This window comes from Roseivirga sp. UBA838 (genome assembly GCF_002296035.1).
GTDB lineage: Bacteria > Bacteroidota > Bacteroidia > Cytophagales > Cyclobacteriaceae > Roseivirga > Roseivirga thermotolerans.
Window position 1 is genome coordinate 92,246 of sequence record NZ_DBHC01000020.1, and the last position, 21,139, is coordinate 113,384.

The 21,139-nt window shown below is 45.0% G+C and carries 17 protein-coding genes; 12 read left to right on the forward strand and 5 right to left on the reverse strand.

Annotated elements, in window-relative coordinates:
• Positions 1-146: 146 nt before the first annotated feature.
• The 3 genes from B3O12_RS07480 (at position 147) to priA (ending at position 5,777) form a co-directional block, all read left to right on the forward strand.
• Positions 147-1,118 (forward strand): GSCFA domain-containing protein, encoded by a 972-nt coding sequence (locus B3O12_RS07480; RefSeq protein ID WP_286755834.1) that lies wholly within the window; start codon positions 147-149, stop codon positions 1,116-1,118.
• On the forward strand, positions 1,118-3,157 hold the full coding sequence (locus B3O12_RS07485) for a thioredoxin domain-containing protein (protein ID WP_286755835.1): 2,040 nt from the start codon (positions 1,118-1,120) through the stop codon (positions 3,155-3,157). Before B3O12_RS07480 ends, B3O12_RS07485 begins: the two co-directional genes overlap by 1 nt.
• A 103-nt stretch (positions 3,158-3,260) precedes the next feature.
• Positions 3,261-5,777: a replication restart helicase PriA gene (gene priA / locus B3O12_RS07490; protein ID WP_286755836.1), complete on the forward strand. Its 2,517-nt coding sequence runs from the start codon at positions 3,261-3,263 to the stop codon at positions 5,775-5,777.
• 2 nt (positions 5,778-5,779) lie between these two features.
• Here priA and B3O12_RS07495 read toward each other — a convergent pair whose 3' ends face one another.
• Positions 5,780-7,174, reverse strand: coding sequence for a cation:proton antiporter (locus tag B3O12_RS07495; RefSeq protein ID WP_189629652.1), 1,395 nt, complete (start codon positions 7,172-7,174; stop codon positions 5,780-5,782).
• A 493-nt stretch (positions 7,175-7,667) separates the two neighbouring features.
• Between B3O12_RS07495 and folE the strand changes: the two genes are divergently transcribed.
• From folE to dcd, 3 genes are all read left to right on the forward strand, one after another.
• Entirely contained in the window at positions 7,668-8,360 is a 693-nt protein-coding gene (folE, locus tag B3O12_RS07500; RefSeq protein ID WP_189629651.1) for a GTP cyclohydrolase I FolE, read from the forward strand.
• Positions 8,357-9,868 (forward strand): cysteine--tRNA ligase, encoded by a 1,512-nt coding sequence (gene cysS / locus B3O12_RS07505; protein WP_286755837.1) that lies wholly within the window; start codon positions 8,357-8,359, stop codon positions 9,866-9,868. Before folE ends, cysS begins: the two co-directional genes overlap by 4 nt.
• A gap of 106 nt (positions 9,869-9,974) precedes the next feature.
• Positions 9,975-10,499, forward strand: a complete 525-nt coding sequence (gene dcd, locus B3O12_RS07510; protein ID WP_286755838.1) for a dCTP deaminase — start codon at positions 9,975-9,977, stop codon at positions 10,497-10,499.
• Between the two features lie 138 nt (positions 10,500-10,637).
• Here dcd and B3O12_RS07515 read toward each other — a convergent pair whose 3' ends face one another.
• Entirely contained in the window at positions 10,638-13,751 is a 3,114-nt protein-coding gene (locus B3O12_RS07515) for a VPS10 domain-containing protein (RefSeq protein WP_286755839.1), read from the reverse strand.
• 357 nt (positions 13,752-14,108) lie between these two features.
• Here B3O12_RS07515 and B3O12_RS07520 point away from each other — a divergent pair, with 357 nt between their 5' ends.
• From B3O12_RS07520 to B3O12_RS07545, 6 genes are all read left to right on the forward strand, one after another.
• Positions 14,109-15,563, forward strand: coding sequence for a PAS domain-containing sensor histidine kinase (locus B3O12_RS07520; protein ID WP_286755840.1), 1,455 nt, complete (start codon positions 14,109-14,111; stop codon positions 15,561-15,563).
• Between the two features lie 72 nt (positions 15,564-15,635).
• Positions 15,636-15,881, forward strand: coding sequence for a membrane protein insertion efficiency factor YidD (yidD, locus tag B3O12_RS07525; protein ID WP_189629646.1), 246 nt, complete (start codon positions 15,636-15,638; stop codon positions 15,879-15,881).
• A gap of 49 nt (positions 15,882-15,930) precedes the next feature.
• The gene (locus B3O12_RS07530; RefSeq protein WP_189629645.1) at positions 15,931-16,401 is read left to right on the forward strand and encodes an SRPBCC family protein; all 471 of its coding nucleotides are present in this window, start codon (positions 15,931-15,933) and stop codon (positions 16,399-16,401) included.
• Positions 16,402-16,646: 245 nt separating this feature from the next.
• The gene (locus tag B3O12_RS07535) at positions 16,647-17,099 is read left to right on the forward strand and encodes a GNAT family N-acetyltransferase (RefSeq protein WP_286747286.1); all 453 of its coding nucleotides are present in this window, start codon (positions 16,647-16,649) and stop codon (positions 17,097-17,099) included.
• A 95-nt stretch (positions 17,100-17,194) separates the two neighbouring features.
• Entirely contained in the window at positions 17,195-17,677 is a 483-nt protein-coding gene (locus B3O12_RS07540) for a VOC family protein (RefSeq protein ID WP_229838579.1), read from the forward strand.
• A gap of 4 nt (positions 17,678-17,681) precedes the next feature.
• The gene (locus tag B3O12_RS07545) at positions 17,682-18,290 is read left to right on the forward strand and encodes an MCP four helix bundle domain-containing protein (protein WP_286755841.1); all 609 of its coding nucleotides are present in this window, start codon (positions 17,682-17,684) and stop codon (positions 18,288-18,290) included.
• A gap of 33 nt (positions 18,291-18,323) precedes the next feature.
• Here B3O12_RS07545 and surE read toward each other — a convergent pair whose 3' ends face one another.
• The 3 genes from surE to ribB form a co-directional block, all read right to left on the reverse strand.
• Entirely contained in the window at positions 18,324-19,100 is a 777-nt protein-coding gene (surE, locus tag B3O12_RS07550) for a 5'/3'-nucleotidase SurE (protein ID WP_286755842.1), read from the reverse strand.
• 140 nt (positions 19,101-19,240) lie between these two features.
• Positions 19,241-19,894, reverse strand: coding sequence for a hypothetical protein (locus B3O12_RS07555; protein ID WP_286755843.1), 654 nt, complete (start codon positions 19,892-19,894; stop codon positions 19,241-19,243).
• Between the two features lie 62 nt (positions 19,895-19,956).
• Complete coding sequence (gene ribB, locus B3O12_RS07560; protein WP_286747279.1) at positions 19,957-21,105, reverse strand: 3,4-dihydroxy-2-butanone-4-phosphate synthase; 1,149 nt, start codon at positions 21,103-21,105, stop codon at positions 19,957-19,959.
• Positions 21,106-21,139 lie beyond the last annotated feature (34 nt).

Sequence of the window (21,139 nt, forward strand, 5' to 3'; positions counted from 1 at the left end):
CACTCAATATCAACACATTTTCAACCCCATATAATTAAAAGAAAAACTAAGCTACAGAGTTGTTGTAGCGGGTAGTCAACCAAAGAAGTCTCTCAAATTGGTCGTTCCAAGGAACCAGTGGCCACGGGAAAGCCTTATCTTTGCACATGTTCAGAACAGAAATTGAAGAACTAAAAAGCCGGCTCAAAATAGGCTATTCGTCACCGCTTCTTACCGTAGGCTCCTGCTTCTCCGATTCCATCGGTCAACGGCTCGAGGCGGCCAAGTTTGAGGTTATGGTCAATCCGCTGGGCACAATTTTTAACCCGCTTTCCATCTTTGAGCTTTTAGAACTGGCTCTGGAACGTACCGAAGTATTGGAACAGGCCACTCTGAAACGCGATGGCGTTTACCTGAACTACAAGTTCCATTCGAGCTTCAGTGCCAAAACCAAAGCTACTCTGCACAAGCGCATGGACGATGCCCTGAATAAAGTCTATGAGCAAATCAATAAGGCCAGTGTGCTGTTTATAACCCTGGGTACAGCCTGGGTTTATGAGCAAAAAAAGACCCGCATGTTGGTGACCAATTGCCATAAAACACCTCAAAAGGAGTTCGAAAAAAAACTACTTAGCTCAGAAGAAATAGTGTCGGCATTTTTTAGCCTAAAAGAACTCATTCACCAATACAACCCCACTATTGAGTTTGTGCTCACGGTCAGTCCGGTGCGGCACACACGAGATACACTCCCCTTCAATTCCGCCAGCAAATCGGTACTCCGTTTAGCTGCGCACTACATTACCGAAATGGCAGATGATGTACACTATTTTCCGGCCTACGAGATCATGATGGACGACCTTCGCGATTATCGGTTCTATGAAAAAGACATGATCCATCCCAATGAACAAGCCATTGACTATATCTGGCAAAAGTTCGTTTCGGCCTACATTCACCCCAAAGACCTGGAGCTAATGGAACAGTGGGAAAAAGTAAGACAAAACCTTAACCACCGGCCATTTAACCCCAAGTCGGCAGGACATCAGAAATTTCTGCACAACACACTCCAACAACTTAAATCATTGAGCCACACCCTTTCGCTTGGTGAGGAAATAGCACAAATCAAAAAACAGATTCAGTAATGGCCAACAGACTTATAGAAGCCTCCTCTCCTTACCTGCTTCAGCATGCCCACAATCCGGTTGATTGGTACCCTTGGGGCGAAGAGGCCCTGGACAAGGCCAAAGCGGAAAACAAGCCAATTATAGTAAGTATTGGCTACTCGGCATGCCACTGGTGCCATGTAATGGAGCGGGAAAGCTTTGAAAACGAAGACATTGCCTCCATAATGAATGAACACTTTGTGTGCATTAAGGTAGACCGGGAAGAACGGCCTGATGTAGACCAGGTATACATGGAGGCCGTGCACGCTATGGGGCTGCAGGGCGGATGGCCACTCAATGTCTTTCTCTTGCCCGACCAGCGACCATTTTACGGAGGCACCTATTTTCCTCCCAAAGGCTGGGCTCAGCTTTGCATACAAATTCACAGGGCCTTTAGCCAACAATATGATGAATTGGCCAAATCGGCCGATGGCTTTATGAACACCCTGGCGCGTAGCGAAGTAGAGAAATACGGACTGATTGGTCAGGGGCAGGCATTTACAAAAACCGCTGTCCACCAGATGTACCAAAAGTTTGCTGAAAATTTCGACCGGCAAAAGGGAGGAAACAACCGGGCTCCTAAATTTCCTATGCCCGTAGTTTACCAGTTTCTGCTCAAAGAGGCTCACGTAAATCAAAACACCGAAGCACTAACCCATGTGGAGCGCACTCTTGACCACATGGCTCGGGGAGGAATTTACGATCAGGTGGGCGGAGGCTTTACCCGCTACTCTACCGACATGGATTGGTTTGTTCCACATTTTGAGAAAATGCTTTACGACAATGGTCAGTTGGTAAGTCTTTATTCACAGGCCTATCAGGCCACTAAAAAAGAACTGTACAAAGAGGTTGTTTTTCAAACCATCGATTGGCTCGAAAGAGAAATGACTTCGGAAGAAGGAGGCTTTTATGCCGCACTGGATGCCGACAGCGAAGGAGAAGAAGGCAAGTTTTACTTATGGACAATCGAAGAGTTCTATGACCTGCTCCAGATGGATGCCGAACTCATGATTGACTACTATAACCTGACTGCTGGCAACTGGGAACCCGGTAAAAACATTCCGTTTCGTGCAACATCTGACGAAGACTTTGCCAAAACCCACGGACTGGATATTGACGAGTTGAAGGATATTGTGCGCATAGCCAACCGAAAACTGCTCAATGCCAGAAACGAACGGGTAAAACCCGGACTGGACGATAAAATTCTCAGCGGTTGGAATGGCCTCATGCTATCGGGGCTTTGCGATGCCTACGCCACCTTTGGTGAAGAAAAGTTTCTATTGCTAGCCCTCAAAAACGCCCAGTTCATTGAGCAAAAAATGATGGACGATGGCAAGCGACTGTTCCGAAATTACAAGAATGGAAAAGCCGGCATAAACGGATATCTGGAAGACTACGCAGCCGTGATTGAAGGCATGGCCAAACTTTATCAGGTAAGCTTTGACGAACACTGGCTCATGCTTGCCAACACCCTTACGAGCATCACCCTCTCAGAATTTTATGATGAGAAAGAAGGGTTGTTTTTTTATACCTCTAACAGGGCCGAAGAGCTTATTGCACGCAAAAAAGAAATATTCGACAATGTAATTCCCTCTTCCAATGCCCTAATGGCCACCAACCTGAAAACACTCGGGCACTTGTTGAGTCATGAAGAATATACTGAAGCTGCTCGCGACATGATAGATCGCATGAATAGGGTGCTAATGTTGGCTCCACAAGATTTGGCTCAGTGGGCCACCTTGTATGCCCTGCACGCTTACCCTACAGCAGAGGTAGTAATGGTGACCAACAACCTAGCCCAGGTGCAAGCCCTGCATCAACAATACGAACCCAATAAGGTGATAGCCGGCAAAAAACCACAAGCCAAATCTGGCCTGGCCCTCCTAAAAGGTAGAGAAATGATTAATTCTGCAACCACTTACTTTGTATGCTACAACAAAACCTGCCAGCTGCCGGTAAACAACGTAGAAGATGTTTTCGCACAAATGCAACAGGCATCAAAGAATGCATCGCAATAGGTGGTTCACACACATTGTCGAGATTTTCCGCCACATTCCGGCCATACGTCATCGCTCACTAGGCTATAATTAATATCTTCAACCCTTGATTTAGAGGAGCCAATTGTCGTCACTTCAACTCAATATCGATGCCCCTGAGGGGGAGACTACCTACTTTGCCGATGTGGCACTGCCCATACCCATTGCCCGGCTTTTCACCTACAGAGTTCCTGTCGAGTTTCAGGAACTGGCGAAGCCCGGAGTGCGGGTAATTGTGCAATTTGGCAGACAAAAGGTAGTAACCGGCATTATAGACTCCATACACCGGAAGGCCCCCGAAGTGTATTCGGCCAAACCTCTGCTCGATATACTCGATGCTGAACCCATAGTTACTCCACAGCAAGTGAGCCTAATGAAGTGGATGAGCAGCTACTACCTCTGCACCTTTGGAGAAGTGCTCAATGCCGCCCTTCCTTCAGGACTAAAACTGAGCAGCGAATCTAAAATACAACTACACCCTCACTACGACTGGAACGACACAGATCTGACTTTAGACGATCGGGAGGTTTTGCTGCTTTCGGCCCTGGAAAATAAAGACTCCTTGAGTTATAGAGAAGCAGCCGATATTCTCGAACTCAAAAGTGCCTACAAGTACATAAAATCACTGGTTCAAAAGGAACTCATCATTATTTATGAAGAAGTAAAAGAGCGCTACAAACCCCGAAAAATTAAGAAAGTACGATTGCATGGCGATTTTCTGGCTCATGAAAATCAATTAGACGAATTGTTTCAGCAGTTGGAAAAGAGCCCCAAACAATCCGATATACTACTCTATTATCTGCGCGAAGTGCCCGTGTTTCAGGAACCAAATAAAAACCAACAGGGCCTACCTAAGTCAGACTTTCAACAAAACGGTCTATCGGCCTCCTCTTTAAAAACATTGATCAAAAACGGGATATTTATAGAGTTTGAACAAATTATTTCTCGTTTCGAAGAAGACCAGGCTTTTGAGCCAAAACCACTGGTTCTAAGCGAAAAGCAAGAAGAAGCACGACACCAAATCATCAGTCAGTTTCAAGAGCATCCCACCGTGTTGCTTCATGGCATTACCGGAAGCGGAAAAACAGAAATATACATAGACCTTATTCAAGGAGCACTGGAAAGCGGCCAGCAGGTATTATACCTCTTGCCGGAAATTGCACTTACTGCGCAAATTGTACAGCGACTTCGAAAGATCTTTGGCGACCGAATGGGCGTGTATCACTCTAAATTCTCTGATAACGAACGGGTAGAAGTTTGGTACGGACTCATGGAGGGCCGCTTTGATTTTATTGTAGGCGTTAGGAGCAGTATTTTCCTTCCTTTCCACAATCTGGGGCTGATTGTAGTAGACGAAGCCCATGAATCGAGCTACAAACAATACGATCCGGCTCCGAGGTATCACGCCAGAGATGCTGCGCTTTTTCTGGCTCACTTGCATGGTGCCAAAACACTGCTTGGCTCGGCTACTCCCTCATTGGAATCCTATACCAATGCCCTGCAAAAAAAATATGGACTGGTAGAACTCTTTGAGCGATACAACGAAGCGAGCTTGCCGCACATAGTAGTGGCCAACCTTACCGAAGAACGTAAGCGAAAAACCAATGTGGGCGACTTTAGCTCCGTACTCATTGAGGCCATTGCCGAAGTGCTTGAAAAAAAAGAACAGGCCATTATTTTTCAGAACAGACGGGGTTACTCTAACTACCTCACCTGCGAAACCTGCGGGTTTATACCGGAGTGTACGCGCTGCGCGGTAAGCCTCACCTACCATCAGTATAAAAACCAGCTCAACTGTCACTATTGCGGCCACAAACAAGCCGTTCCTCTGGTTTGTCCTGCATGTGGCAGTACAAAAATACATACCGTAGGAATTGGTACCGAAAAAATTGAAGAAGAGCTAAAGCTCATTTTTCCTAAAGCCCGTGTGCAGCGAATGGATTTGGAAACTACCCGAGCCAAATATGCCTACCAAAACATTATTCAGGAGTTCGAAAAAGGTGAAATAGATATTCTGGTGGGTACACAAATGGTTTCTAAGGGGCTCGATTTCGACAAGGTCAGCCTTGTGGGCGTATTCGATGTAGACCGCATGATTCACTTCCCTGATTTTCGGTCTTTTGAGCGCACCTTTCAGATGGTCACTCAGGTAAGTGGCCGTGCCGGAAGAAGGGAAACCCAGGGTAAGGTGGTTATTCAGAGTCGCAACCCCGATCAACACATTATCGAACTCATCCAAAAAGGAGACTACCACGCCTTCTATCACGGAGAAATGCGTGAAAGAAAGCAATATCACTACCCTCCTTACACCCGCATGATACACCTATTGCTGAGAAGCAAGGACAAAAAGCTTACTCAGCAGGCTGCCCAAACCCTTAGCAATCTATTAAAAGAAGACCTTGGAGCCGGTAGAGTATTGGGGCCGCAAGAACCGCTCATTAACAAAATCAGAGACAAATTCCTGATGGATATTTTCCTGAAAATTGAGAAGAAGTACAAGATGGAGGCTGTAAAACAGCTTATCCAAAAGGCCCAACTGGAGCTGCTTAAAACCAACGAATTTAAATCGGTAGAAGTAGTAGCTGATGTGGACCCCTATTGATATTACTTTTCGGGCTCTTCCTTATCAGGTTTATGCTCTTCCCCTTCTCCTTTTTCTTCATTGGCCTCCGGCTCCACTTCCGTAGCCTCTACGGCTTCTTCGGCCTGTTCAGTCAGTACAACTTCCTTGGCCGATGCAGGCGAAGAATTGCTCATTCGCTGCAAAAAGTACGACAGACCGGAGTCTTCTAAAGGCGCAGGCTGCCCTTCTTCCAAGCCCTCTTTACCAAACTTAATCAGTCCCCAGGTCATGACAATACTGGTACAAATAATGGTAATCAGAATAATATCGGCATTGAAAGTAAGCGAGGTCAACTCCTCCGGAATGCTAAAAAACAAGAGTACCGTAATTAGCCCCCGAGGGGTAATGAAGAACTCAGGAAATATGGATTTCTTCCACATGAAGGCCTTCAAGAAAACAAAGCGAACCACAAAAAAGAAAACCACAATACCCAATCCCACAGCAAACACCTCCAGGTTGAGCAAGGCCTTGAGGTCTATGGTAGTGCCAAACACCACAAAAAAGAAGGTACGCACCACAAAGGCCGACTCGCGTGTGACCAGATGCAGGTCTTTGAGTATGCTGTTTACCGTGTTTTCATTGATAAACTCCTTGAGCTTACCCACAAAAAACAAGTTGATGTTGTTGAGCAACAGGCCAAATACCAGAATAATAACAAGCGATGAAAGGTGTAGTTGCTTGCCTATGGCGTAGAGCAAGATGAGTACGGCAATGAGCATGAATAATTTTACATCGCCCTCCAAGCGCTGAAACAACATTACCAGGGCATAGCTCACAATCACCGAAATGACTATGGTAATAATGATATTGCCCACAATGCTATAGATAACCTGATTGGTAGACTCTACTCCCACATTTTCTACCAAAAAGTAGAAAAACATAATGCCCAGTATATCGGAAAAGGTGCTCTCATATATCATGAACTCCTTTTTGTCTTTTGCAAGCCGTGTCACGGAAGGAATTACAATAGCACTGCTCATAATGGAAAGCGGCACTGCATATACCAACGAAATAATGGGATCTTCTCTAAAAACCTGATTGATAATGAATGAAATACCAAAAGCACAAACTACCAGCGAAATGAGCGCTACCGTAAAAGATTTCCAGATAATTGGCCATTTTTCACGAGTTAGTTTTAAGTCTATAGCCGCCTCCAATACAATCATTATGAGCCCCACAATACCCAACACCTCAAGAGTGCCGAATATGAGCTTATCTTGATTGAAGTTATAGTAGTCCATGGCGTACTTGCCTGCAATACCCAATAAAATGAGCAGGATTACACTCGGTATATTGGTACGCTTAGAAATGAAATTAAAAACATGCGAAAAAATAATTACGCAGGCTAAAACTATGATCAGGTTATATGCATTCATCTAGGTCAATTAACAGTTAATATGCTTAAAAATTGCCGTTTGCTTTTGGCTGGTCACTTCCTTTTCACCCAAATATACATAGAGGTATTTTAGGTCGAGATAAAAAATGCTACTCGTTCAGTTTCTCAAGTAAGCTTTTTTTCTCGAATTGCCCCCACCCGTCCTTATGAATGGTTGGAGTGTTTTAGCATAGTAAAGCGCTAAAACGGCCCGAATGTTTCATGCCGGCCATCTTACCAAAACCATCCAAAAACCCAGATTCTAAGAGGCCAACTATTCAATACTCAGACCAACAATGACTTAGCCCTTTCAAAGCGGCTATTAAACAAGCAACTATTTATAAATAATTATCTGCTTCAGGGGTAAATAATGAATCATTTATAGCATTGAATAGTTATCTAAGACCAATTTTAATACCATAGGAATTAATCGTACTTTTGCCCAACTTTTTCGCAGTTGGCGAGTAGAAGTGTTAACGCAAGAAATCAATTGAATGGAAAAAAATTCGAACAAGTCGTCTGAGGAGCTTTTGAAGGAAATTGAGGAGCTGGGAAATGACCATGTGATGACATCGATAGCTACCCCCCTGCGGGAAGATGCTTTTGACCTGACAGATGCTGAGAAAATAGAGCTGATTCAGGGCTACTTCGAGAAGATTATGCATACTCTTGGCCTCGACCTAACCGATGACAGCCTGCGAGGTACTCCAAAACGGGTAGCCAAACTTTATGTGAATGAGCTTTTCAAAGGACTGAATGAGAAGCACAAACCTTCCATGTCTACCTTTGAGAACAAATACCAGTACAACCAAATGCTGGTAGAAAAGAATATTACACTCTACAGCAACTGCGAACACCACTTTTTACCTATAGTGGGAAAAGCACATGTGGCCTACATACCCAACGATAAGGTAATTGGTCTTTCTAAGATCAACCGTATTGTAGACTATTATGCCCGAAGACCGCAGGTTCAGGAGCGATTGGCCCTACAGATTCTCAACGAAATGCAACAAAGCCTCGGCACTGAAGACGTAGCCGTGTATATAGATGCCGAACACATGTGTGTGAGCTCTCGTGGAGCCTCTGACCAGTCTTCCAGCACCGTTACGGTAGAGTATGGTGGCAAGTTCAATGAAGAAACAACTAAAAAAGAATTTCTGACTTACATCAACAACCCGTTGAAATGAGCCTATACGAACAGTATCCGGTAAGTATTTACAATTCTCTAAACAAACAAAAGGAAGTTTTCAAACCCATACATGAAGGCCGCGTAGGCATGTATGTGTGCGGCCCTACCGTGTATAGCGATGTACACTTGGGCAATGTGAGAACCTTTGTGTCTTTCGACATCATGTTTAGGTACTTACTTTACCTAGGCTACAAAGTTCGTTATGTAAGAAATATTACCGATGTGGGCCACCTGGTGGGCGATGCAGACGAAGGAGAAGATAAGATTGCCAAAAAAGCGCGACTGGAAGAACTGGAACCCATGGAAATTGTACAGAAGTACACCAACGGGTTTCACGATGTAATGCGCCTATTCAATGCTCTGCCCCCCTCCATTGAGCCAACGGCCACCGGCCATATTGTGGAGCAAATAGAGTTTATTAAGCAAATTATTGCCAACGGCTATGCCTACGAAAAAGATGGTTCGGTCTATTTCGATGTTAGAAAATACAACAAAGACCATCAGTATGGTGAATTGAGTGGCCGCAACATAGACGAAATGCTCTCCAATACCAGAGAGCTCACCGGTCAGGATCAGAAAAACGACCCGCTCGATTTTGCGCTTTGGAAAAAAGCCGAAGGCGGTCACCTTATGCGATGGCCATCGCCCTGGGGAGTTGGCTTTCCCGGTTGGCATCTGGAGTGCTCCGTAATGAGCACCAAATACTTAGGTGAACAATTTGACATTCATGGTGGTGGCATGGATCTGAAATTCCCCCATCATGAAGCCGAAATTGCCCAAAACAAAGGCTGCTGCCACAAGGGGGGCGCCAATTATTGGGTACATGGCAACATGCTGACTGTGAATGGCCGTAAGATGGCCAAATCTGAAGGCAATGGATTTACCCCTGAGCAGCTCCTCACAGGCAACCACAAGCTGCTGGAAAGAGGCTACTCGGCCATGACCGTGCGCTTCTTTATGCTCATGTCGCACTATGCCAGCACACTCGATTTCTCCAATGAAGCTCTACAAGCTGCGGAGAAAGGCTATAAGCGTTTGATGGCCAGCCTTTCGCTCATAGAAAAGCTTCCTTCTGCCGGAACAGGCAGTGTAGATGAGCAGAAATCGAACGAATTAAAACAGCACATTGAGCAGGCCTTTAAAGATCTGAGTGATGACTTTAACACGGCCAAAGCCATTGCCAACCTCTTCGAAGTAAGCACCAAAATAAACACTTACTATCAGCAACCTGCTGAACTGGCAAAAATAGATGCTGACATCTTTAACTGGGTAATTACACACTTCAGAGGCATTATATTCGATGTGTTGGGCCTAAAGAACGAAACAGACCTGGCGCAAAACAACAATGTGTTGGATGGGGCCATGCAGGTATTGATAGAACTAAGAAAGCAAGCTAAATTCAGCAAAAATTACGCACTGTCTGACAAAATTAGAGACGACTTGAAGGCCGCAGGTATTCAGCTCAAAGATGAGAAAGGTGGTGAAATGTCTTACACCATAGACTAACACTGCTTAAAATATACAAGGCCTTAACGATAGAAAAATGCATTAGATCATTGCCGAAGATGGCTGGGCACAATTGGCTAATGAACGTATAGATTTGTGATAACCTATGATTCTTTCAGGAAGAGAAATAAAGCGAGAGATTGGCAAAGGCATTAACATTGAGCCTTTCAATGAGTCGCAGCTAAACCCCAATAGCTACAACCTTAAGCTTCACAATGAGCTTATGGTATATACCAATCCGGTGTTGGACATGAAGACTCCTAACCCGGTGGAACGCCTTACCATTCCTGAAGAAGGTTTGCTCCTGGAAACAGGTAAACTCTATCTGGGGCGCACGGTTGAAAAAACAGAAACTTCCAAGTTTGTTCCAATGCTGGAAGGGAGAAGTTCCATTGGCCGCCTTGGTTTGTTCATTCACGTAACCGCAGGCTTTGGGGACGTTGGTTTTAACGGGTTCTGGACACTGGAAATTTTCTGTGTGCAGCCTATTCGCATTTATGCGGGAGTAGATATTTGCCAGATATTTTACCACACCATTGAAGGCGACTACGACACCTACCAAAACGGCAAATACCAAAACAACAATGGCATTCAGGCCAGTTTGCTTTATAAAGACTTCGAAAAGAAATAAGCTTTATACACAGAAAACGGCTCTGCACTTTTAGTCACTTTAAAGTTCAGAGCCGTTTGACTTAGCTATCTATCTGCTCAGCCACCTCTATTTGTAGCGACCAGGCCGGGTGCTCTGGTTCAACCCAGAAAAACACGTTTATTTTCCGAGACGTATGGCGCCAATGCCTGCATTCCACAATTTCTCATTGAAGCTGGGTATGGTACTATTCATCCACTCCCGGGCCTGGGCTTCATACCTCTTCCATTGAGCATCCAGCTCCGCCTTGCGGTCGCGAACAGCCTGCGTAACTTTAGGAATACTGCTCTCAGCCTGATTAATTAAGAACAAGTACTCTGCCGTAAATTTGTTTGGAAAGTTCTCCACATCGTCATAGGCCTTAGACATACGCTGAACCATATCATTGTCCCAGGCTGTGAGCGCCTCAATTAGTGCCTCGCTTTCCTCCTTCAAGTCTCCTTCCAGGATTTCAGTGATGGTCTTGAGCTGATGACGGACTTTGTAGAGCTGATTAACCGTTCGGTGCATTTGTGTTAGATTAGCCTCCATCTCCGACATTATGGCATCGTAAGCCATGTAGTCGTCATTACTTACATCGTACAACGGATTAGCTACAATGGTGGCTTTGGTTGTGAGTGTTTGGTCAGCCGCCTTCAGCCTAAGCTGATATTCACCGGGAGCCACCTTATGCCCATTATAACTACCCTCAATATACACATGCGTAACTCCGGGCATAATGGGGTGTCGGGTATCCCAAACAAATCGGTTTAACCCCTCATTGGCACTGAGTCTTGGAGCACGTGAAGGCCCACCATCGTACGCTACAAAATCTTTCTGTTCTTTGGAGCTCAGCCTCCGTATCAGGCGCCCATTGGCATCGGCAATCTCCAACTCCACATCGCCCGAAAACCCTTTAGGTAACTCATAGTATATGACCATACCACTGGCCGGATTTACACCGGCAAAATCGCTGGTACCATCAGCACTATTTCCGTTCAGCGGACTGCTCCAACTTCCGTATACAGTTTCGGCCGGTTCATATAGCTTTACCCCCGGCTTATTCTCGTACTGTGCAAGCAGGCTCAAATCATCCAATATCCAAAACGATCGGCCCGAGGTGGCCACAATGAGGTCGTCCTGGTGAACCATAAGGTCATTAATAGGTGTAACGGGCATATTGAGTTGAAAAGGCTCCCATTTTTTACCACCATTCCAGGAGATATAGATACCGGTTTCTGTTCCGGCATAGAGCAAATCTTTTCTCTTCTTATCTCCCCTAACCACCCGTGTGAAGGCTCCATAAGGAATTCCTTCGCTTATATTGGTCCAGCTTTGGCCATAATTGGTGGTTTTGTAAATGGCAGGGGTCTTATCATTGAACTTGTATCGGGTGGTGGCAATATAGGCCGTAGCCGGATCGTGAGGAGACACTTCAATGGCGTTAACCAGGCACTCTTGCAAGCCCTTAGGGGTCACGTTTTGCCAGGTTTTTCCGTTGTCGCGGGTCAGGTGCACCAACCCATCGTCACTGCCCGTCCAGAAAACTCCGGCTTCATGAGGCGACTCCATAAGGTAGGCAATGGTGCCATAGTTTTCTGCTCCAACCGCCTCGTTGGTATATGGTCCTCCACCGTTACCTTGCTTTTCATCGATATTCCTGGTGAGATCGGGCGATATTTCTTCCCAGGTTATTCCTTTATCTCTGGTTCTCAATACTTTTTGGGCAGCATGGTAGAAGGTTCCCGGTTCATGTTTAGACCAAATAATGGGCGCGTTCCAGTTAAAGAGGTACTTCATGTCTCGGGCTGCCTTTCCCAAATACTGAATGGGTGCCTCCATCACATTGGTACTTCCGTTAGACTCCATATCCATTAGTTCTATTGTGCCCAGGTAGCTTCCGCCCATAACGTAACGAGGGTTATCCGGATCGAAAGCCAAAAAGGCGCTTTCTCCACCGGCCGATGGCCACCAGTTTCTCTCTCCAATACTTCCGGATCCCAAAGCCATGCTGGCAATCTTCACAGAGCTGTTATCCTGCTGACCACCATATATGTTATAAGGAAAGAGGTTATCTACGTTAATCCTGTAAAACTGTGCCGTAGGCATATTCGACTGGGTAGACCAGTGCTCACCCCCATCAAAGCTAATGGCTGCACCTCCATCGTTGGCAATAACCATGTTTTTGGAGTTGTTTGGGTTAATCCATAAATCATGATAGTCTCCGTGTGTGCCGGTAATTCTTTGCCAGGTTTTACCACCATCAATAGACTTTAAGGCAGGAGCACTGAGCACATATACCGTATGTTCATCGTTTGGGTCGGTAAACACTTCCGTGTAATACCAAGCCCTTTGCGTAAGCCGGTTGTCGTCACTTACACGGCTCCAACTTTTGCCGGCATTGTTAGACACAAACAAGCCACCAAGATCTTTGTTAGAATCGCTCTCAATGAGTGCATACACCTTATCAGAGTTAGCCCTGCTCACCGCTATGGCCATTTTACCAAGTTCATTGGGCAGGCCTTTTTCTATCTTGAACCAAGACTCACCACCATCCATACTTTTATATACTCCGCTACCTTCTCCTCCGCTGATCACCTTCCATGGTTTCCGTTCGTGTTCCCACATGGTAGCATAAAGCGTATTAGGGGCATTCACATCCAAAGAAAGTTCACTGCAGCCTGTCGATTCATTGACAAAAAGCACCTGCTTCCAGGTCTTTCCACCATCGACCGACTTGTAAATACCTCTTTCCTTATTGGGGCCGTGCAAGGCTCCCTGAGCGGCCACCCAAACTATGTCGGGATTGGAAGGGTGTACCACAATTCTTGCAATATGCTGAGTGGCCTCCAGGCCCATATGTTCCCAGGTTTTGCCAGAATCGGTTGATTTATAAACACCATCGCCATAGCTGGTCATCACCCCTCTTGGAGCATGTTCACCCATGCCCACATAAATAATATTGGGTTGAGCCTCTGAAACGGCTATTGCCCCCACGGAGCCCGTCTTAAAAAAGCCATCGGAAATATTAAACCAGCGCTGACCTGCATCCTCCGTTTTCCAAAGACCACCGCCCGTAGTACCCATATAATAGGTGGTGGGGTTGCCCACAACTCCCATGGCATTAACTGACCTCCCCCCTCTAAAGGGTCCAATGTTTCTATATTTTAAAGGTTGAAAGTATTGATCGGCCGACTGTGCGGCAACCTCCAATACTGAAAAGATAAGTGCAATACAAAAAAATAGCTTATTCATAGGTTTAAGTGGATGTTCTCTGTAAGATAAGGAATTGAATGGATTTAGTGAGTCATGCCTACCCCAACTTGGGTTGAGCATAAAAGGTTCTCCTCCTAAACCATGCTTGTTCACTTATTATTTAAACCTCGGTTATCCCTAGATTCACGAGGCTATTTCCATTGATTTTCGTATATTGTGAGATTAATTTATGGATTAAGCGGCAAGGAATGACTTCCAGTGGTCTGTTTTAAGGCCTCCCAACTTAATCCTCACCCCTCACCCAGAAGCCAAGGCTCAAGCAGCCTCAACAGACATATATTAAGCTATAATTCAACAGCTTAACAATAAACGAAAGGTATGGCTACAGATGATTTCATGAATAAAATTGCCCCATCCGTTGTAGAAGAACTCCCCAATAACTTACTCATAGTAAACACTGAGGGCGAAATTGTATTCGCCAATCACCGAATAGAGTCCACCTTTGGCTATAAGCCCAGTGAGCTTAGGGGTAAGAAAGCAAGCATGCTTGTGCCAGACTACTTCACCAGTATGAATGCTGAAAAAAGAGTGGAGTATTACAAAAAACCTACTCCCTACACAGTGGGCAATGGAGTGCCTGCCGTAGGCTTAAGAAAAAGCGGAGAAGAGTTTCCTATGGAAATTGGTCTCTCTCCCTTTCAAACTGAGCAAGGCACTTTTGTTTCAGTAATTATACTGGATATCACGGAGCGCCATAAAACCGAGGCCGAACTGGTGAAAAAGAATGAACTACTGGGGCTTGCGGAAGAGCTGACTCAGGTTGGTCACTGGCAATGGGATACTGTGACCAATGAGGTTATCTGGTCCGACAATCTTTATACCCTTTTCCATCAAAGTAGAGAAGAAGATCTTACATACGCCACTTACTTTAGCTATGTATATGAGGAAGATAAGGAGTATGTGACTGAACAGGTTGAGCGTATAATCCGGGATAAAAAATTCTATGATTTCTTTCATCGAATAAAAACCGGCCAGGGCCAGATTAAAATTATTCATCTGGTGGGTAAGGTGTTTACCAATGCCAGGGGTGAGGTTATAGAAATGATAGGCACCTGCCAGGATGTGACTAAGCAAAAGGCTGACGAGAAGAAGCTTGCAGAATTTAATCAGCAGTTGCTGGACAAGAATAAGGAACTGGAAAACTTTGCCTATGTGGCCGGCCACGACCTCAAGGAACCCCTCCGCACCATGAGCAGTGTGTGCAACTTACTGCAAAAGAAACATGGCGGCTCCTTCAATGAGGAAGGAGAAACCCTCATAGACCTCATGAACAGCAGCGTAAACCGAATGAGCAAGCTCATTAGTGATCTGCTGGACTATAGCCAAATAGGTATAGACCGCACGCTCGTTACTGCCGACTGCCAAGAATTGGTGGAAGCGGTAACAAACGATCTGTCACTGGCCATTGAAGAAGCACAAGCCAAGATAATTATAGGGAAACTACCCGTGATACAGTGTTACCGAACCGAGCTAAGATTGTTGTTTCAAAACCTCATTTCTAATGCGCTCAAATTTCATAAAGCGGATATTCCCCCAACCATTGAGATTTCTGCTCAGTTGGTTGACACTTTCTGGAAATTTGGGGTCAAAGACAATGGCATTGGTATCGATAAGGAAAGCAAAACCAATATTTTCAAAATCTTTCACAGGCTTCACAGCTACGATGACTACCAGGGAACGGGTATAGGCTTGGCCCATTGCCAGAAGATAGCCGAGCTTCATGGAGGTACCATATGGGTAGAATCTGAACTTGAAAAAGGCAGTACGTTTTTCTTTACAATTCCGCTCTGATTGGCACCAATACTATCGCGTAAACTACTTAGCAATTGTTGCTATATCTAAGCACAGCCCGTATCTTTCAGCGTGCGCAAATTGCTAATCGCTATTTTCATTTTTCCGGTAAAAGTTTACCAGTATGCCATTTCTCCCATGTTGGGAGCCAATTGCCGCTACTCCCCCACCTGCTCCTCTTACACGGTTCAGGCCATTAAAGAATGGGGGCCTCTCAGAGGTTCCTGGATGGGCCTGAGAAGGTTTAGTCGTTGCCACCCCTGGGGAGGCCATGGCTACGACCCGGTGCCCAAAAGAGAGGGACAAAGGTGGTTTTAGGATTAACAGTTGATAGATGCAATGATGACTAATTGCCAACCCATCCGAAATGCCCATAATAACCATTAAGACTTTGGTTAAGGCCCCAATCGAAAGGGTTTTTGACCTTAGCAGAAGCATTGATATACATATTCTTTCAACCCGACATACTAATGAAACAGCAATACGTGGAAGAACCACCGGCCTCATTGAATTAGGCGAAACTGTGACCTGGAGGGCAAGACACCTTGGAATTTACCAAACACTAACCGTTAAAATTACTCACTTAGAAAGACCTCATCAGTTTATCGATGTCATGCAAAAAGGAATCTTTCGGAGTTTCGAGCACCAGCACATTTTTGAACGAATAGAAAATAACACCTTAATGACCGATATCTTTGAGTTCCAGTCACCTTTGGGAGTAATAGGAAAATTAGCCAACATACTCTTTCTCAGAGCTTACATGACCAACTTATTGAAAAAACGGAATCATGTAATAAAACAAATTGCCGAATCGGGTGAATGGAAGTCTTTCATCTAGCCAATGAATAGCACCATACCTTTCGCTAAATAAATGACTCTCTGAACCTGTAAACCTATTGTTCACGGCTGACGGATTATCACTATGCTGCTCTTCTACTTGCCATGCCTGCTCTTGTCCTCTTAGAGGCCGGAACAATGCGTTGGTCGTTCGATATTGACATTCACATGACCATTTCTACTACATCCCTTGTCTGCAGATCATTTTATGTCGTTTGCTTCAGTAACCCACAAAAAACGAATAAGATGAAAACGGTTTTCAGACCTTTCGCGCAGAAAGATTATTCTTCCATATTAGCGATGATAATCAAGCTTTACCGGGAAGACGAAGGGTCTCATTCGGTAACAGCAGAAAAAATTCAAAGAACGTTTTCCATGCTTGCCAGCGAGCCCCAAAGAGGCACCATTATGGTTATGGAGCAAGACGGAAAACTTATAGGTTATGCCATTCTTATAAACTTCTGGAGCAATGAGTTTGGAGGTAATATCCTTGCCATCGATGAGCTGTTTATTGAGTCTCACTACCGCTCACGGGGAATAGCCTCCCGTTTTATTGATTATCTGGTTCAATCACGCTTTGCTCAGGCAGTAGCTCTCCAGCTCGAAGTGACTCCCACCAATACTAGAGCCCTTAAATTGTATAAAAGGCTTGGCTTTGTTGCTCATAAAAACAACACGTATGATCTATTGTTGAAATAGCAAATAGCTACCTGCCGGTCATTTCAATCATACTCTTCCAATCACAGAAGACTTTTATTATTCCTTTTTTTATCTCAACTTAAGTCATACATTTTTTGTCTGGTCTCACTGTGTCAGGAAACCCTTATACCGTAAAGAAAAAACATAGTTCGGCAGCCATGAACGGACCGTATACATGCTTATGGTACAACAACGAAGCCCAACAGGCCGCTGAGTTCTATTGCAGTTTGTTCGAACACTCCGAACACCTCGGAGGCAATGGTTTTATGGCGTTATTCAGGCTCAATGGCCAGCAGTACATGGCCATGAATGGAGGCCCAACCTACCATCTCAACCCTGCTGTTTCGTTGGTAGTGGAGTGTGCCAACCAGCAAGAAATAGATCACTATTGGGCAAAACTAAGCGAAGGGGGCAACCCGGGACGTTGCGGCTGGCTTACAGATAAATTCGGATTATCATGGCAGATTATACCATCCGTTTTGGGGCGGTTAATGACCGATCCAAAAACAGCTCCCCGAACGCAAAAAGCCCTGATGCGAATGACTAAAATAGAAATTGACGACTTATATAAAGACTAAACTTATGAAGTGGACATACGGCATTCAACAAAAGCTAACGGCTGCAGGTATTCTGGCTGCAATTATGGCCCTAATACTTTTTAACAACCTTTCGGAAAGAAGAAGATTCAAAAAACTTGAAGAATCTATTTCTTCTATCTATCAGGACCGGCTGTTGGTTGAAAGCTATATTTTTAAACTCTACAACAACCTACAACAGCAAAACGATTGTCTGTTGGGTAGCAGTGAGCAACTCACCGCCCAGTTGAACGACCTGAAACAAGAAAGACAGCAACTGCTTAGTCTCTATGCCAAAACCTACCTGACTCCGGAAGAGAAAGAACACTTTGAAGCACTAAAAGCTACTTTGGCCCGGTTCGATCAGCATGATGCCAGTCTTGAAAAAACAGCAATGAATCAGGAAGCCATAGAGCACCTCAATGCGCTTTCCACCATTCAGACCGATGAGGGGGCTTCGCTATACGATCAGTCTGAAAGCCTTATTCTGGGCAGTTTAACCTCATCTCAACTGGAAATGGGCATTATTATTTTTCTTGGTATCGTCATTCAGGCCCTGGTATTTTCATCGAAAAGCCTAAAGCCCAAACCTTTTAAGCAGCACCATCTCAACTAAAGCCGCAGTGCAAAACCAGTAACTCTTGATGGTCTAAATATCCCAATCGTCATTGATTTGGGCAATGCTATGATGGGCCGTCATATCGTATTGGCAAGGCACCACCGCCACGTAGTTGTGGTCTACGGCCCACACATCGGTATCTTCCCCTTTGTCATTATTCACAAAGTTTCCGGCCAGCCAGAAGTACGGACGTCCGTATGGGTCTTTTCTATGATCGAACTCTTCTTCCCAGTGGGCCTTGGCCTGTCGGCAAATTTTTATGCCCTGAATACGCTGATTCTGTTTGGGAGGAAAGTTTACATTAAGAGCTACTCCTTTGGCCAGGCCTTTGGAAAGTACCTCTTGGGCTATCTTCTTTACATAGTCTCGTGTGTGCGAAAAATCGGCATTATGGCTAAAATCGGCCAGTGAATAGCCTATGGAAGGGTAGCCTTCTATAGCTCCTTCAATAGCAGCCGACATCGTGCCGGAGTACAATACACTCACAGCCAAATTGCTTCCATGATTGATACCACTAACCACCAGGTCGGGGTTTTTCTCTTTTAGCACATGGTGCTTGGCCAGCTTTACACAATCGGCCGGTGTGCCAGAGCACTTGAAGGCCTTTATTCCCAAGTCATCGAACAAATCGGAAGGAATAAGACGTAGTGGTTCGCCAATCGTAATGGCATGCCCCATACCCGATTGAGGACTATCGGGGGCTACCACAATTACCTCGCCTATTTCTGACATTACTTCAGCCAACACACGAATACCGTTAGACACAATTCCGTCATCGTTGGTTACTAGAATAAGTGGTTTTGACATGCCCTAAAGATATTGGATATAAGATTGAGAAACACAAACTAAGTGCTAGTTTGACAAAGTTTATGGCGACTTCCTATCAGGGAAAATAAAGGTAGAAGGTGCTGACTTCTTTACGGCCAGAAGCATTTAATGGTTTACGGCTAAAGGGTGTCCAAACTATTGTAATAGTCCACCAGACGTTTAAGGTCCAGAAGTTTCTCAACCTTGAGTTTTTCTTTCTTAATGTATTTTCGTAGCTCAGAATGGTGGCTATCGAAAGCCTTGATTACATCGCTTCGGCTATTGCCCAACTCTGTCAATTCTGCGTTTTCATCAATCAACCAAAGCTCATAGGCCAAAAACTGATAGGTCATAAGGCTGGTGGCGGGAACGTAATACGGATCGTAAATGCTTCTTCTGTAGATGGACCGATTGGCACTACTTGACCGGGTAGCAATAAATTCACGGGCTATAAGCGAGACCTTTCCCTGAGCAATCAGTTCAAAAATACGGGGTCTACGGTAGCCTGTTTCATTGAGAACAGGGATGGAGTAGAACGTTCTTACACCGGCATTGGGGCCTGCACTTATCACAAACGATTGGAACTGGCTGGCATTGAGGGTAGAAATGCCATTCTTATCGTTTTGCTTAAGGAGTATTACTTCTGAGTTGAGATCATACTTAATTTGTCCGCTAAGCACACTACCATCGGTGAGCGTTACCTGCCCTCTATGAAATTTCTGACTAGGAAATTCCTGTGCTTGCAAAGCAACGCAAGCCAATAGCCATACCGAAGAAATCAACCATTGTTTCATCACTACATTAAACAACGGATATGGGGTGGAATGTTACAATCCAGCAGAAAAAATAAGCAATTTCAGACCTTTTGTGTCTTCTTCATAGGTACGTACTCAAGAATTTCAAGGCCATAGCCTATCAACCCTACCCTTTTCTGCGGGTTATTAGAAATGAGTCGTATTTTAGAAATGCCCAAATCGCGGAGTATTTGTGCACCCACACCATAATCTTTAGTGTCCATTTTCACTCCAAATTTTCTGCTCAGGGGTTCATCGTTAATGCCCTTCTTCTGAAGCATCTGCATTTCATGAATAAGTCGCTGGCCACGGGAGTTTTGATTCATGTAAAGAACCACCCCCTTGCCTTCTTCTTCAATCATGCGCAGAGCATGTTTGATGGGGTTACCGGAGTCGAACTTGAAACCGAAAATATCGCCAAGTGTACTAGACGAGTGCACTCTTACCAGTACCGGTTCATCTGGCTCCCAATTACCCTTTACCACGGCCAGATGCATCTCGTTGGTGTTAATTTGCTTATAGGCCTGCAAATGAAAATCTCCGTACTCGGTGGGTAAATCAATACCTAAATCGCGCTCAATAAGACTTTCATTCTCAAGCCTGTAAGAGATAAGATCTTCTATGGAAACCAGCTTTAGGTTAAAGCGTTGAGCTACCTTCACCAGATCGGGCAAACGGGCCATGCTACCGTCTTCATTCATTATTTCCACCAGTACTCCGGCAGGGCTCAAGCCGGCCAATCGAGCAAAATCCATCGAAGCTTCTGTATGACCTGCCCTTCGCAACACTCCGCCTCTTTTGGCTCTTAAGGGAAAAATATGTCCGGGTTTACCCAGTTCTTCAGGACGTGTGTCGGGGTTTACCAGAGCCTTAATGGTTTTAGCTCTGTCTGAGGCAGAAATACCCGTGGTGCATCCATGGCCAATCAGATCCACCGACACTGTGAATGGCGTTTCATAGGCGGCCGAATTATTATCTACCATTAGATTGAGTCCCAGTTCGTTGCAGCGATCTTCAATAAGTGCCGCACAAATGAGGCCCCGGCCATGGGTGGCCATAAAATTGATGATCTCGGGGGTTACTTTATCGGCTGCGCAGATAAAATCCCCCTCGTTTTCGCGGCTTTCATCATCTACAACAATAATGATCTCGCCATTCCTAATGGCTTCAATAGCCTCTTCTATGGTGTTGAGCTTAATTTCTTCAGACATACTCTATAAAAAGCGATGCAAAGGTATAAAGTTC